Below are 14,659 nucleotides of genomic sequence, written 5' to 3' on the forward strand. Positions count from 1 at the left end.
GACAGGGGCGCGGGAGGCGGCGGTGTCACTCGGCGGGCGCGGTCACCACGGAGAGGGTGCCGTCGACGTACGCCGTGCGGGTGGCGCGGCGCTGGATCTTCCCGCTGGAGGTCTTGGGGATGGTGCCGGGCTGGACCAGGACGATGTCGCGCAGGGACAGGCCGTGGGCCTCGCCGACCGTGCTGCGGATCAGGTCGGTGATCTTCTCGGACTCGCCGGCGTCGTCCGGGGCGATCTCGGCGACCAGGACGGGCTGTTCGCCTTCGCCGGCGGAGTCCACGGAGAACGCGGCGGTGCAGCCGGGGCGCAGGGCCGGGTGGGACAGTTCGGCGGTCAGCTCCAGGTCCTGCGGGTAGTGGTTGCGGCCGTCGATGACGATGAGGTCCTTCAGGCGGCCGGTGACGAAGAGTTCGCCGTCGTGCTGGAAGCCGAGGTCGCCGGTGCGCAGGAACCGGCCCTCACGGTCCGGGAGTCGGGCGCGGAACGTCTCGCGCGTGGCGAGGGCGTTGCGCCAGTAGCCCTTGGCGACACTCGCTCCGCCCACCCAGATCTCGCCGATCTCGCCCTCGGGCAGCTCCTCCTGCCGCTCGGGGTGGACGATCGCCACGCTCACGCCGGGGCCGGGCCGGCCGCAGCCGACGGCCGCCGCGTCGGCCTCGCCGGCGTTGGGGGCGCCGTCGGCGGCGGCGAGCAGCGTCGGCGGGGTGTCCACGGCGCCGCCGGTCACCATCAGGGTGCCCTCGGCCAGGCCGTAGCAGGGGTAGAGGGCCTCGCTGCGGAATCCGGCGGGGCGGAAGGTGTCCGCGAAGCGGCGCAGGGTGGCCGGGCGCACCGGCTCGGCCCCGTTGAAGGCGACCTTCCACGAGCTGAGGTCGAGGCCGTCGAGCAGGTCCGGGCCGGCGTGCTTGAGGCACAGCTCGTAGGCGAAGTTGGGTCCGCCGCTGGTGTGCGGGCGGTAGCGGCTGACGGCGGTGAGCCAGCGGGACGGCTGCTGGAGGAAGTGCAGGGGCGAGAACAGGGTGGCGGTTGCGCCCAGGTACACCGTGTTCAGGACGGGACCGATGAGCCCCATGTCGTGGTAGACCGGCAGCCAGCTGACGAACAGTTCGTGGTCGTGCGCGGCGAGCACCTCGGGGGTGTGGCCCATGCGCTCGGTGATGACCCGCTCGTTGTCCATCAGGTTGCCGTGGGTGACGACGACGCCGCGCGGGGCCGAGGTGGAACCCGAGGTGTACTGGAGGAACGCCACGGAATCCGCGGTGAGTTCGGGTTCGTGCCAGGCGGCGGCCGCGTCGTCGGGTATGTCCTCGGTGGCCAGCCGGGCTATCGCGTCGAGTTCGGGCAGGTGTGCGGCCATGCCGTCGAGCGCGGTGATCACGTCCCGGCCGCCCAGGATGACCTTGGCGTCCGCGTCGGCCATCAGGCGCTTCGTCCGGGTCAGCGCGCGGTGGTTCTGGGAGCGGCCCTGCGGGGGCACGCCGGGTACGGCGACCACACCGGCCGACAGGCAGCCCAGATAGGCGGAGATGAACTCCAGGCCGGGCGGGTACAGCAGCATGGCACGCGAGCCGGCCAGTCCGCGTTCCTGCAGCCGGGCGGCGATGGCCCGGGAGCGGGTGGCCAGCCGGCCGTAGGTGAGTTCCTGGATCTCTCCGTCGCAGTCACCGGTGACGAGGTGGCGATAGGCGGTGCGCTCCGGATGGTTCGAGGCGTGCGCGGTCACAAGATCGACCAGGGAACTTGCCATGGGACGAGTCTCACCTGTCTGAATAGGTGGTGTGCAGAGATAGGAGTTTGGGCGTCGCGCCACGCGGACGCACGGGATCGGGCCAATCCGGCCTCATTGCCGGATCGTCGGACGCGACCCCTCGCACAGGCACCGTGGGTCGGACGGCGCCGCGTAATCCCCCCGCAGCAGAGCGCTACCGGCGAGTAGCACCATAGCAGTCCGAATGACCGACATGTCGAACACATGTAAACGCTGCGTGTCCAAGCAAGTTGACCGAACTGACGGACCGTGACGAATGAGTGAACAGGCCACGGGAGCACGGCCCGGCGCGCATCTCGTGACACTCGTCACGCTCCGCATGGGAACCGATACGCAACGTTAGTAAAAATCAAGCTATTACAGCACATGCCGGACAGGTGATTCCGCCCTATCGTTCTGTCATGGAGCACGCACTGAGTCCCGCAACCCTCGCCGAACTGCGGCGCCCGCGTCCCTACCCCGCGGTGTCCGTGCTGACGCCGACACACCGTCGCGAACCCGAGAACGGCCAGGACCCGGTCCGGCTGCGCAATGTGGTGGCCGAGGCCAGGAAACGGCTGGAATCCGACCCCTCGGTCTCCCGGGAGCGGCGCGCCGACGTCGTGGCACAGCTCGACCGCGCACTGACGGAAGTGGACCTGGCGCACGCCGAGGACGGCCTGGTGATCTTCGCAGCCCCGGGTGAGCACCAGGTCTGGTCGCTGGCCCGCACCGTCCCCGAGCGGGTGGTGTTCTCGGACACCTTCCTCACCCGCAACCTGGTCTCCGCGCAGGCCGCCGAACGGCCCTTCTGGGTACTGTCGCTCGCCGCCGACCGTGTGACCCTGTGGAGCGGCGGCCCCGACCGGGTGTTCGAGGAGCATTCCGGCGGCTTCCCGCTGATCCACATCCGGGAGAACTTCGACGCCGAACGCCGGGAGCAGATCGGCAACGTGCCGAGCATCTACGCCGACGAGGGCACGCGCCAGTTCCTGCGCGAGGTCGACACCGCCCTGAGCACGGTGCTGCGCGACCAGCCCCGTCCGGTGTACGTCACCGGCGCGCAGGCGGCCCTGTCCCTGCTGGACGAGGTCGGCAGCGCCGCCAAGGCCGCCGTACAGATCCCGCACGGCGGGCTCGCCCACGCCGGCCCGGAGGCCGTGTGGCAGGCCGTGAAGCCGGTCCTGCAGGCGGAGGCCCGCAAGGACGCCTCGTCCGTCGTCCGGGAACTGACCGCGGCACGCGGGCGCAAGACCTTCGCTGCCGGGGTGGACGAGCTCTGGCAGAACGCCCGGGACGGCCGCGTCAGGCTGCTCGCGGTCGAGGAGAACTACCGCGTGACCGTCCGCGACCAGGGCGACCACCTCTTGCCGGCCGAGCCCGGGGATCTGGACTCCCGCGACGACATCGTGGACGAGATCGTGGAGCAGTGTCTGGAGACCGGCGCCGACGTGCGCTTCGTCCCCGACGGCACACTGGGCGACGCGAACGGCATCGCGGGTATTCTGCGGTACTGAGACCCTCCCCGGCAGCGGCACCGAGACACTCGACGGGCGGCGGCACCGAGGCTCCCCCGGGGCCGCTGCGCCGAGCCGCGCTCCCCTGGCAGCGCTCCCCCCGCGGCGTACGCTACGGCGTGATCGTCGGCGAGAGAGAGCGCGCACATGGGTGACCTGCTGGGTGTGGCCGTACTGGGTGCCGGACACATGGGAGCCGACCACATTCGACGCCTCGCCGAGGTGGTCAGCGGCGCCAGGGTGGCCGCCGTGGCCGATCCCGATCCCGACCGGGCGAAGGAGGCCGTGGCCGGTCTGGACGGCGTCACCGTGCACACGGACCCGGTGGCCGCCCTTCAGGCGCCCGGTGTGGCGGCCGTGCTGATCGCCTCCCCCGGCCCCGCGCACGAGGAGGCGCTCCTCGCGGCCTTCGAGCGCGGCCTGCCCGTGCTGTGCGAGAAGCCCATGGTGCCCGACTCCACAGGTGCACTCCGCGTGGTGGAGGCCGAGGCGCAGCTCGGCCGCCGGCTAGCCCAGATCGGCTTCATGCGACGCTACGACGCCGAGTACCGGCGGCTGAAGGCGCTGCTGGACGGGGGCAGCCTGGGCCGGCCGCTGATGCTGCACTGCATCCACCGCAACGTCTCCTCCCCGCCCGGCTTCACCAGCGCCATGCTGATCAACAGCTCCGTCGCGCACGAGATCGACGCGGCCCGCTGGCTGCTCGGGCAGGAGCTGACCGCGGTCACCGTGCTGCGCCCGGCGTCCTCGGCGGGCGCGCCCGAGGGCCTGGTCGACCCGCAGTTCGTGCTGTTCGAGACCGAGCAGGGCGCCCTGGTCGACGTGGAGGTCTTCGTCAACTGCGGCTTCGGCTACCAGGTGCGGTGCGAGGCCGTGTGCGAGGCGGGCAGCGCCCGGATCGGCGACGAGCACACCATGCTGGTCACCCGCCGGGGCAGCGCTGCCGAGGAGGTGGCGCAGGACTACCTGGTCCGCTTCGCCGACGCCTACGACCGCGAGGTGCAGGCCTGGGTGGACGCCACACGGCGCGGCGAGGTCACCGGCCCGAGCGTCTGGGACGGATACGCGGCCTCCGCCGTCGCGGAGGCGGGGGTCCGGGCGCTGGAGACCCGCGGCCGGGTTGCCGTCGAACTCGCGCCGCGCCCGGACCTGTACGCCGAGGTCAGCCGCTGACGCTCGTGGCGCCGGTCTCCAGGTGCCCGGTGAACCGGCGCGACCAGGTCGCGTCGGAGTCGACGGTCACCGTGAAGTCGTACCAGCCGTTCTGGTACGCGACGGCGTTGAAGTAGTCCTCCGCCGAGGCTCCCGCCGCGACGGTGTAGGTCCAGGGCCCGTCGGTGCGGTAGTGGTTGGAGGTGATGGTGAACTTCACCGAGGAGGCACCCGAGTTGGTCATCTTGAAGTAGACGGCCAGCTTGCCCGTGCCCGGCTCCACGGCGTAACGGGTGCTCACCTCGGCCGACTTGCCCGCCCTGGTGGCGTCCCCCTTGAAGCGGCGCAGGAAGCGGTTGGGGCCGGCCATGGTCAGGTCGTACTTGCCGCCGCCGAAACCCGTGCCGATGTTGAAGGAGTCGGAGGCGGTGCCGCCCGCGTCGACCGTGTACTGGTAGGGCGTGGTGTCGCGGTATGCGTTGGGGTGGATGGAGAAGTGCGCCGCCCTGGCCGCCGGACCGCCCTGGTTGGTCATGGTGAACCAGGCAAGGACCTTGCCGGCGGCCCCGAACTCCAGATGGTCCAGGTATCCGCCCGGCTGGTACGGCAGCGCGCGGGCCGGGCGGGTGCCGGACTCCTGGGCGGGCAGGGCGTTGTCGGTCGGCACCGGGTTGGGCAGCGGACCGCAGGTCGCCATGCCGATGACGCTCGTCGCGGGCAGGGAGACGGAGCCGTGGACCGGGTTGGCGAAGTCGAAGACGCCGGTCAGGTCACCGCTCACCCTGCGCCGCCAGTCGCTGATGTTGGGGCACTTGGCGGGCTTGCCCATCGCCGCCGTCCAGGTCTCCAGGAACCGCAGCACCGAGGTGTGCTCGAAGACCTCGGAGGAGACCCACCCTCCGCGCGTCCAGGGCGAGATGACGAGCATCGGGACGCGGAAGCCGAATCCGTACGGCACCCCGTTGAGGAACTCACCCGCGGTACCGGCCGGCGGCGCCGGGGGCGGGACATGGTCGAAGTAGCCGTCGTTCTCGTCGTAGTTGAGGAACAGGACGGTGGAGTCGAACACGTCCTGGTCGGCGGCGAGGGCCCGGTAGACGAGGTCGATGAAGTGGGCGCCGTCGCCGGGCGGGGCGTACGGGTGCTCGGAGAAGGCCTGGTTGGGGACCACCCAGGAGACCTGCGGGAGAGTGCCCGCGAGGACGTCGGCCTTGATGGCGGCTGCGATGTCGTCCGGCGTCGAGCCGGTGACCTTCGGGACGGAGGACATGCCGCGGTCGTGCAGCGGGTCGCCCGCCTTGGCGTTGGTGAAGTTCTTGAAGTAGGCGCAGCCGTTGTCGCCGTAGTTGTCCGCCGCGTTCTGGTAGACCTTCCAGGTCACCCCGGCTGCCTGCAGCGCCTCGGCGTAGTTCTGCCAGGTCAGGCCCGACTCGTCACCGCCGTCGTAGCTGGAGGAGTCGACCTTGCCGCTCCACAGGTAGGTGCGGTTCGGGCCGGTCGCGCTGAGGGTGGAGCAGAAGTAGGCGTCGCAGATCGTGTAGTTGTCGGCGAGCGCGTAGTGGAACGGGATGTCGGAGCGGTCCAGGTAGCCCAGCGAGCGGACGTTGCCGACGCCCGAGACCCAGTTGTCGAGGCGGCCCTTGTTCCACGCGGAGTGCTGCGAGGACCAGGAGTGCGGCAGGTCGCCGTTGCACTGGGCGAGGGTCTCGCCGTCCTTGCCGCCCGCGGCCGGGGTAGCGCTGAGCTTCCACGGGTACTGGCGGCCCGTTCCGTTCGGCTGGTCGAAGACCGGGTAGCCGCCGCTCAGCGTGATGCCGCTGCGGTCGTCGAAGCCGCGGACACCCTTCAGGCGCCCGAAGTAGTGGTCGAAGCTGCGGTTCTCCTGCATGAGGATGACCACATGCTGCACGTCCTTGATCGTGCCGGTCGCGGCAGTCGCTGCCGCGGCCGTGGTGCGGGTGCCGGCGCCCAGCGCCACGCCTGCCGCCACGGATGCGCCGAGTCCCACGAAGCCTCTTCGGCTGATCGGTGTCATTCGCCCCGTCCTCGTCAGCGGAGTGCCCCTGCGGCACACCGCGCGCCAGGGTGCACGCGGTGATCGTCGAGGTCCACAGCCGTGCGGTGAGGCATGAGTGAATAAAGGTCAAAGTCGCGGCACCGGCCCCTGCAGGGGCTCACACACCGCCGAAAAGGCTGCTCAGACCGCGTTCCACGACCGCCCCGACGTCCTCCTGCCCGGCCGGCACCACGGTGTAGGTGTGCTGCAGGAAGCGGCGCAGCGCCGAGGTGGGAAACTGGAGCAGGGCGAGGCCGCACGGCGAATGGAGTTCGAGGACCGTCCGGGTGCGGCCGTACGGCCAGATCTGTACGTCCCCGTGTCCGGCCGGGGCCCGCAGACCCTGGTCCAGCAGGGAGCGGGCGAAGGTCCAGGTGACGTCGTCGCCCGCCAGGGTGGCCTCGGGCGGGAAGTCCACGAAGACGGCCAGCGGATCGTCCGCCGCGTAGCGCAGGAGCGCGTACACCGGGACCTCCCGGTCCTCGGCCGTGATGAGGCGGGCGTGGGCGGGCTGCTCGACGAAGATGTCCATGCCATTAAGGAGTCCGCGAAGGCCCGTCACAGGACGTCAAATCCAGACAGAGTTGGTGCGGATCGAGCAGTCGGCGCCATCATGGAACATCCGAGCGTCGAACAGTCGACTGAGCATACGAGCGGGGCTCTCCGATATGAGTCAAGTCCCGTAGAAGTCCTACGACTTGAACCGGCCCGCACGTACGCCATCCGTATCCTCGGATCAGCCCGGGAAGACTCTGGCATATGCCCGAAGCACCACCGTATCGTGTGTTGCCAAATCCCTTACAGGGCGTGGCGGGCTGTGCAACAGTCGTAACGGTCCCTCCGTCCCCCTGGCCGTTCCACCCCCCTCCGGAGTGCGTCATGCCGTCCCCAGTCTCCGCGGACCCCTCAGCCGCCCAACCGCCCGGACGCGGCTCGGTCGAGGCGTTGATCACGCAGGCGCGGCGGCTCAAGGGCGACATGGACGCCGTACGGCGGGACGCGCAGAGCGTCGGATCGGACCCGGAGGAACGCTGGCAGCGGGCGCTGTACGACCTTGCACTGCACCAACTCGACGACCTGGACGCCCACTTGGCACAGCTGCGGGACGGGCCGGAGCCCGCCCCGGCGGACGGGCCGGCCGACACGCCCGTCGTCCGGCCGACGGCAGCCGCCGGAGCCCCGCGCGCCTCGCTGCTCAGCCGTGTCGGCAGCGCGGAGTGGAACCTCCTGACGGATGAGGCGAGTTGGTCCGGGGAGCTGTACCAGATCCTGGGTCTCGACCCGGCCGGTCCCGCCCTCACCCTGGACGAGCTGCCTTCGCTGGTCCTGGAGGAGGACCGGGCGGCGCTGACCCGGATGGTGACGGACTGCCTGGTCGACGCCAGGCCGATCGACGGCGAGTTCCGTGTCGTACGGCCCGACGCCTCCGTGCGGACCGTGCACATGATGGGCGAGCCCGTGCTCGGCGGCGACGGCGGCACCACCTCGATGTGGGCCGTGCTGCGTGACGTCAGTGAACTGCGCCGCAGCCAGCTGACGGTGCGCGAGACCCGTGACTCGCTCCAGCACCACCAGCGGCAGGCGCAGACCGAGCAGCGGCTCGCGGTCGAGCTGCAGGAAGCCGTGCTGCCCCCATGGCGCGGCTCCCTGCGGCTCCCGCACCAGGGACCGCGGACCCTCGACCTCGCCGCCCACTATCTGCCGGCCGCCACGAGCTCCCTGATCGGCGGCGACTGGTACGACGCGCTGGAGCTGTCCGACGGCGCGACCCTGCTCAGCGTCGGCGATCTCACCGGGCACGGCGTCGCCGTCACCTCGGGCATGGCGATGCTGCTGGGTGCCGTACGCGGCATGGCCATGGCCGGCACGCAGCCCGGCCCCCTGCTGGCCATGCTCAACCAGTTACTCGACGCCACCGTGCAGCCTGCCCTCGGCAGCGCCGTGTGCTGCCACTACCGCCCCGAGACCCGCACCCTGGTGTGGGCGCAGGCAGGACACCCCGCCCCGCTGCTGTACCGCGGCGGGACGGGGCGCATGCTGAACGCACCGGACGGCGTCCTGCTCGGCGCCACCACGGGTGCCACCTACGGGCAGGCCGAAGTGCCCCTGGAGCCCGGCGACCTCCTCCTGCTGCACACCGATGGACTGGTGTCCGGGCATGGCAGCGCCACAGCCGTGGACCGCCTGCTCGACCTCGCCCCACGCTTCGGCGCGGCGCGTACCGCGCAGGAGTGCGTGCGGACGGTGGTGGAGGAGTTCGGCGGAGCCGAGCGCGAGGACGACGCCTGTGTGCTCGTCGCCAAGGTCACCTCATGAGCCGACCGGTCTGACGTTCCGGACCTGCTCCCGACCTGATCCGAAACTGATCAGCCGTCCTGGGGTGCTCTGCAGAAAAAACGGCGCACCGCCCTTATGCCTGTGCGCTGTTGTCCGCCCTGCCCTTCGGCTTCGGCAGGACGAGCCTGATCTCCTCCCGCAGTGCGTGGATCTTCGGGTAGCCGGAGTACTCGGCGGTGAGCCGGTACATCTGCCGCAGTCGGTCCCAGGTGCGGCGCGAGGAGTTCGAGCCCATCGACATCAGGGCCAGCCGTGCGTAGCGGTCGGCCTGTTCCGGGTCGTCGGCGATGAAGCAGGCCGAGGCCATGGAGAGATGGTCGAAGATCTTCGACCGCTCCCGCCCGTCGATACGCAGGGCCAGGGCCTTCTCCGCGTAGTACTGCGCGTGCGCGGCCGCACCGGGGTCGAACTCCGCCAGGGTGCGGTAGGCGAGGGCCTGCATGCCGTACAGATCCTCGTCCTTGAAGGTCTGCATCCAGTCCGGCGGTTCCAGGTCCTGACGGTCGGAGATGAAGAGGTCCTCCGCCTGTCCGAGCGTGCGGCGCATCGCCTGGCCCTTGCCCATGGACGCCTGTGCCCAGGCCTCGATGGTGTGGAACATGGCCTTCGTACGCGGCTGCAGCCGCTCCCCCGCACCGGACTGGGCGAGCTTCATCAGGTCCAGCGCGTCGTCGGGCCGGCCGAGGTGCACCATCTGCCGGGCCGCCCGGGACAGGGCCTCCCCGGCGCGCGGCCGGTCCCCGCCCTCGCGGGCGGCGTGGGCGGCGATGACGAAGTACTTCTGGGCCGTGGGCTCCAGGCCGACGTCGTGCGACATCCAGCCCGCGAGGACGGCGAGGTTGGCGGCGACGCCCCACAGGCGCCGCTGGAGATGGGGTGGGTGGTGGTAGGCGAGCATGCCGCCCACCTCGTTGAGCTGGCCCACGACCGCCTTGCGCTGGAGCCCGCCGCCTCTGGCGGCGTCCCAGGCTCGGAACACCTCGACCGAACGCTCCAGTTCCTCGATCTCCTGCGACCCGATGGGGGCGGCCTCGTAGCGGTCGAACCCAGCGGGGTCGGCGTGCAGGGGATCGTCGAGGACAGGGGCGTCGGCCTTCAGTGTGGGGTCGGCGTGCAGCCAGTCGTACATGGCGCTGCTGAGTGTGGATCCCGCGGCGAGCGCGGCACCCGCGCCCACCAAGCCGCGTCGGTTGAGCATGAGGTCCATTCCCGTGAATTCGGTGAGGACCGCGGCGGTCCGTTCGGGCGCCCACGGCACTCCGTCGGGATGTTCCGCATTCCCGTCGCCCTGCCGTTTTCCCGTACGCCCGTGCCGCACCAGACCGAGGTCCTCGATGGTCACGACACGGCCGAGACGCTCGGTGAACAGGGCCGCCAGCACCCGCGGTACGGGATCGCGCGGGATCTCTCCCATGTCGATCCACCGCCGCACCCGGGAGGTGTCGGTCGAAAGCTGGGGGTGGCCCATGGCCGCCGCCTGCTTGTTGACCAGCCTCGCGAGTTCGCCCTTGGACCAGCCGGCCAGGCCGAACAGGTCCGATAGGCGGGCGTTGGGTTGTCCGCTCACGTCAAGCCCCCAGGTTCTCGGCTGAGTTGACAGTAGCCCCGTGGAGGTTGCCGGGCGACTATTCGCCACGGTTCGCCAGGGTGCGCCAGATGGTGTGCCACTGGGCATCGGGTGTCAGGTAGGAACGCGCCACCCCGACCCGGTCGCCCTCCCAGTGACGGGTGCATTCCCCAGGGTGTACCCGGGCGACCGGGACGGGTGGGCGTATGAACTCGAAGCACCCGCATTGCGTATCCACTTCGCACAGGGGTTTCGAGCATGGATGTACAGGCAGGCACCGCAGGCACACGAAGGGATCTGTATCTCCCATGTACGCAGCATCGTCCTCCGTGTCCGCTCCGCCCCGGCCCCTGCGTCCCCGCCCGGCGGGCGGCGGGCCGTTCCTCGACCCGGCGGCGCGGCCGGCAGCACCCGTGCTGGGCGCGGGCCGACCGCGACGCGTTCCGGGGCAGCCCGGATCCCAGCCGCTCAGCGGGCGACTCGACCTGTCCGGACCCCAGGGCGCGCAGTTGCGCACCGCGATCGCCTCGGTGCACCGGATCTGTCCGGAGTTCGCTCCGGTGCAGGTGCTGCGCCGCAGCGGACGCTCCGTGCTTCTGGTCGGGACGACCGGACGCAGCACGGCCGTGGCCAAGTGTCTCCTCGACCAATCGCCCGCCTGGGCGGAGCGGATCCGCCACGAAATAGCCGCATACCGCTCGTTCGTACGGCACCGCCCACCGGTGCGGGCGCCGAGACTGATCGCAGCGGATCCGGACAACTGCACGCTGGTGATCGAGCGCATGTCCGGCCGGGTGGCGGCGCTCCAGCGGCATCCCTTGGAGGCTCCGCCCCGGCCGGACATCCGGGCGGCGCTCGGCGCCATCTGCCGGCTGAACGCCTGGCGCCCCCCGGCGGGCACCTTCGACGCCCCCCTGGACTACGCGGCCCGCATCGCCCGGTACCACGAACTGGGCCTGCTGACCGACCGGGACCTGGGGGACCTGCAGAAGCTGCTGCACGGCATCGCGCACGCGGCGGGCCGCCAGGGGATGGGCCAGTTCTGCCACGGCGACGCCCTGCTCTCGAACATCCTGCTCTCACCAGCCGGTCCAGTGCTGGTGGACTGGGAGCACGCGGGCTGGTATCTGCCGGGGTACGACCTGGCGACGCTGTGGATGGTCCTCGGGGACGCGCCGGTGGCGCGGCGTCAGATCAGTCAGATCGCCCAGTCGGCGGGCCCTGCCTCCAGGGATGCCTTCCTGGTGAACCTGATGCTCCTGCTGACGAGGGAGATCCGTACGTACGAGACGGCCGTGCAGCGTTCGATGCACGATACGGCCCCGGCGGCACCGGGTACGACCCACCCGGGTGCTGCGCCGTCCGGCGAGGAACAGCGGCTGCTGCTCAGGCGGCTGCACGACGACTGCCAGCTGGCCCGTCGGGCCGTGCGCGCGGCGGTCGGCACTCGCTGACGGGGACGACGGCTCCGCGGTGCGCCCAGAGCGGCGGCGCACCGCGGACCTTCGTGTGTTCGGGCCCTTCGTACGCTAGGGCCCTTCACATGTACGGCCCAAGGATCTGTCCAGGACAGGGCCGGCTGCGGGCGACGGTCACTGGTGTACGCCACTGACGCCCCGCAGGCCCGGTGCACCGCCGCTGCGAAACTCGCCGAAACCCTTCGTGACGTGGGAAATCGGGTATCCGAAGGCATCATTGACGGATCGTCGGCAAGCCGGTACCACTGATCCAGCTCGGAGCCGCACGCCCCGCCGCCCGCCCGTCACAGGAGGCCGCACTTGCGAGGATCCGCCACCGACCCCACGCCCACACCCGGCCACAGACACCTGAGGCGAAGCGCCGGTACGCTCGCCTCCGCCGCCCTACTGCTACCGCTGCTCGGCGCGGCCCCCGCCCCGAGCGCGCCGGACTCCTCGGCCGGCCGGCTCCAGCACGCCTTCGCCGACGCGGCCGCCCGGTACCACGTGCCGCAGAGCGTCCTGCTGGCCGTCTCCTATCTGCAGTCCCGCTGGGACTCGCACGCCGGGGCGCCCAGTGTGACCGGCGGCTACGGACCGATGCACCTCACCGACGCCCGCACCGCGCTCGCCACCACCGAGCACCTCGCCGAGGGCACCGAGGACGCACGCGGCGACAGCGCCCGCCCCGCCCTGCACCCCCACATCAAGGTGCCCGGGAACTCCGCGCTCCCGGCCCGCCTGAGGACGCTGCCCAGGGCGGCCGGGCTGACGGGGCTGCCCGCTGCCGAGCTGCGCACCGACCCGGCCGCCAACATCGCCGGCGGCGCTGCCCTGCTCGCCGCGGCCCAGAAGGAGCAGGGCGAGCCGGCGAGCGCCGACCCGGCCCAATGGTACGGCGCGGTGGCCCGCTTCTCCGGCGCGGACGACACGGCGACCGCGCGCGCGTACGCGAACGACGTGTACGACGTACTGCGGACGGGTGAGCGGCGCACCACGGACGACGGCCAGCGGGTGACCCTCGCCGCCCGGCCGCACCTCCTCGCCGACACCGCCCAGCTCCGGCGGGCGGGGCTGCGCACGGTCACGGCGGACGACGTCGAGTGCCCGAACTCGGTGTCCTGCGAGTGGATCCCGGCGCCGTACTCCGAGTTCGGGGACAACGACTACGGCAACCACGACCTCGGCGACCGTCCTGACTCGCAGAGCATCAAGTACATCGTCATCCATGACACGGAGGGCACCTGGGACGGGGTGCTGAACCTGGTCCAGGACCCCACCTATGTGTCCTGGAACTACACCATCCGCTCCACCGACGGTCTGATCGCCCAGCACGTCAAGGCGAAGGACGTGGCCTGGCACGCGGGCAACTGGTACATCAACGCGAAGTCGGTCGGCATCGAGCACGAGGGCTTCCTCGCGGCGCCGGACGCCTGGTACACGGAGGCGATGTACCGGTCCTCGGCGCGCCTGGTGAAGTACCTGTCCCGGAAGTACGGCATCCCGCTGGACCGGCAGCACATCCTGGGCCACGACACCGTGCCGGGCCCGACCGCCTCCACCATCCCCGGGATGCACACGGACCCGGGCCCGTACTGGGACTGGCGGCACTACTTCCAGCTGCTGGGCCACCCCTTCAGGGCCACGGGCGGCAAGTACTCCGGCATGGTGACGATCCGCCCGGACTACGCCGACAACGAGCCGGTGTACACGGGCTGCACCACCAAGGGCGAGCCCTGCGCCGTGCACGGGTCCAGCGAGGTGCGGCTGTACTCCGACCACGACGAGAACGCCCCGCTGATCAAGGACATCGGTCTGAAGACGGATCCGACCGACGGGGTGAACGATCTGTCGTCGCGGGTCTCCACCGGCCAGCAGTACGCGGTCGCCGACCGCTGGGGCGACTGGACGGCGATCTGGTACCTGGGGCAGAAGGCCTGGTTCGAGAATCCGGCCGAGCAGCCCACTGCGGTGCCGGCGTCCGGTCTCGTCGTCACCCCGAAGGACGGTCTGACAAGCGTCCCGGTGTACGGCCGCGCGTACCCGGAGAAGGAGGCCTACCCGGCAGGGGTGCCCGCCCAGTCGGTGGTGGCGCTGCCGTACACGCTCCCGGCCGGGCAGAAGTACGTGGTCGGTGACGTGGTGCCGGGCGAGTACTACTACGCGGTCACCTTCACCACCGACTCGCACCGGGTCGTGGTCGGCAAGGACCTGTACTACGAGATCCAGTACGGCCACCGGGTGGCGTTCGTGCGTGCCGCGGACGTCCGTCTGGAGGGTGCCGCGGGCTAGCCGGGACCGGCCGTCAGCCCTGCTGGAACAGCTCCGCCGGGAGCGGCTTCAGCAGGGCGTACAGGTCGTCGGTGATCGGACGGTCCCAGGCGGCGATGGTCACGAGGACGCCGTCGCTGCGGTCGAACTGGACGCACGAGATCCGGCTCTCGGAGAGCTTCAGCCGCCGCACGATCAGCAGGTTGTCACCCTGGAGGACCGGGGTGTCCTCGATGCCGACGACGGTGACCTCCTCGTCGTTCTCCAGCGCCAGCAGCAGCTGGCCCACCTCGAACGGGATCTCGCCCTCGGCGACCTCCCGGGCCGGGGAGCCCTCGGGGAGGTTGCCGATGATCATGGCGGGGCCGCGTCCGCCGAACAGGTCGTAGCGCAGAAAGACGCCCTGGCAGGAGCCGTCGGGGGCGGGCAGCAGGCCCGCGCCGAGGTTGCCCGGCCAGTCGCCCGGGTCCATGGCCAGAACGTCGAAGTCGGGTCCGGCGGGAGTGGCGCTGCGGCGGCGGAGGAACGACATGCGGCCATGGTACGTGCCCGAGC

At 71.0% G+C, this 14,659-nt stretch carries 10 protein-coding genes; 5 read left to right on the forward strand and 5 right to left on the reverse strand.

Annotated elements, in window-relative coordinates; genetic code table 11:
* Positions 1–25 precede the first annotated feature (25 nt).
* The gene (locus AC07DS_RS19565; protein ID WP_479146905.1) at positions 26–1,747 is read right to left on the reverse strand and encodes a fatty acyl-AMP ligase; all 1,722 of its coding nucleotides are present in this window, start codon (positions 1,745–1,747) and stop codon (positions 26–28) included.
* A 422-nt stretch (positions 1,748–2,169) separates the two neighbouring features.
* On the opposite strand from AC07DS_RS19565, the gene AC07DS_RS19570 reads away from it, so the two are divergent.
* Positions 2,170–3,264 carry a baeRF3 domain-containing protein gene (locus AC07DS_RS19570; RefSeq protein WP_479146906.1) on the forward strand — a complete coding sequence of 365 codons (1,095 nt, stop codon included), beginning with the start codon at positions 2,170–2,172 and terminating at the stop codon, positions 3,262–3,264.
* Positions 3,265–3,411: 147 nt separating this feature from the next.
* Complete coding sequence (locus tag AC07DS_RS19575) at positions 3,412–4,437, forward strand: Gfo/Idh/MocA family protein (protein ID WP_479146908.1); 1,026 nt, start codon at positions 3,412–3,414, stop codon at positions 4,435–4,437.
* On the opposite strand, the gene AC07DS_RS19580 is transcribed toward AC07DS_RS19575, so the two are convergent.
* Both AC07DS_RS19580 and AC07DS_RS19585 read right to left on the reverse strand, forming a co-directional pair.
* On the reverse strand, positions 4,427–6,451 hold the full coding sequence (locus tag AC07DS_RS19580) for a phosphocholine-specific phospholipase C (RefSeq protein WP_479146910.1): 2,025 nt from the start codon (positions 6,449–6,451) through the stop codon (positions 4,427–4,429). The two genes, AC07DS_RS19575 and AC07DS_RS19580, sit on opposite strands and share 11 nt — an antisense overlap.
* 139 nt (positions 6,452–6,590) lie before the next feature.
* On the reverse strand, positions 6,591–7,004 hold the full coding sequence (locus AC07DS_RS19585; protein WP_479146912.1) for an SsgA family sporulation/cell division regulator: 414 nt from the start codon (positions 7,002–7,004) through the stop codon (positions 6,591–6,593).
* Between the two features lie 347 nt (positions 7,005–7,351).
* On the opposite strand from AC07DS_RS19585, the gene AC07DS_RS19590 reads away from it, so the two are divergent.
* On the forward strand, positions 7,352–8,788 hold the full coding sequence (locus tag AC07DS_RS19590) for a PP2C family protein-serine/threonine phosphatase (RefSeq protein WP_479146914.1): 1,437 nt from the start codon (positions 7,352–7,354) through the stop codon (positions 8,786–8,788).
* A gap of 94 nt (positions 8,789–8,882) precedes the next feature.
* Here AC07DS_RS19590 and AC07DS_RS19595 read toward each other — a convergent pair whose 3' ends face one another.
* Entirely contained in the window at positions 8,883–10,376 is a 1,494-nt protein-coding gene (locus tag AC07DS_RS19595) for a DNA-binding protein NsdB (protein WP_479146916.1), read from the reverse strand.
* A gap of 308 nt (positions 10,377–10,684) precedes the next feature.
* On the opposite strand from AC07DS_RS19595, the gene AC07DS_RS19600 reads away from it, so the two are divergent.
* Both AC07DS_RS19600 and AC07DS_RS19605 read left to right on the forward strand, forming a co-directional pair.
* The gene (locus tag AC07DS_RS19600) at positions 10,685–11,830 is read left to right on the forward strand and encodes an aminoglycoside phosphotransferase family protein (protein WP_479146918.1); all 1,146 of its coding nucleotides are present in this window, start codon (positions 10,685–10,687) and stop codon (positions 11,828–11,830) included.
* Between the two features lie 324 nt (positions 11,831–12,154).
* Positions 12,155–14,125: an N-acetylmuramoyl-L-alanine amidase gene (locus tag AC07DS_RS19605; protein WP_479146919.1), complete on the forward strand. Its 1,971-nt coding sequence runs from the start codon at positions 12,155–12,157 to the stop codon at positions 14,123–14,125.
* 13 nt (positions 14,126–14,138) lie between these two features.
* Here AC07DS_RS19605 and AC07DS_RS19610 read toward each other — a convergent pair whose 3' ends face one another.
* The gene (locus AC07DS_RS19610) at positions 14,139–14,636 is read right to left on the reverse strand and encodes a glycosyltransferase family protein (protein ID WP_145881428.1); all 498 of its coding nucleotides are present in this window, start codon (positions 14,634–14,636) and stop codon (positions 14,139–14,141) included.
* Between the last annotated feature and the right edge of the window lie 23 nt (positions 14,637–14,659).

The organism is Streptomyces sp. NPDC044064 (genome assembly GCF_056434245.1).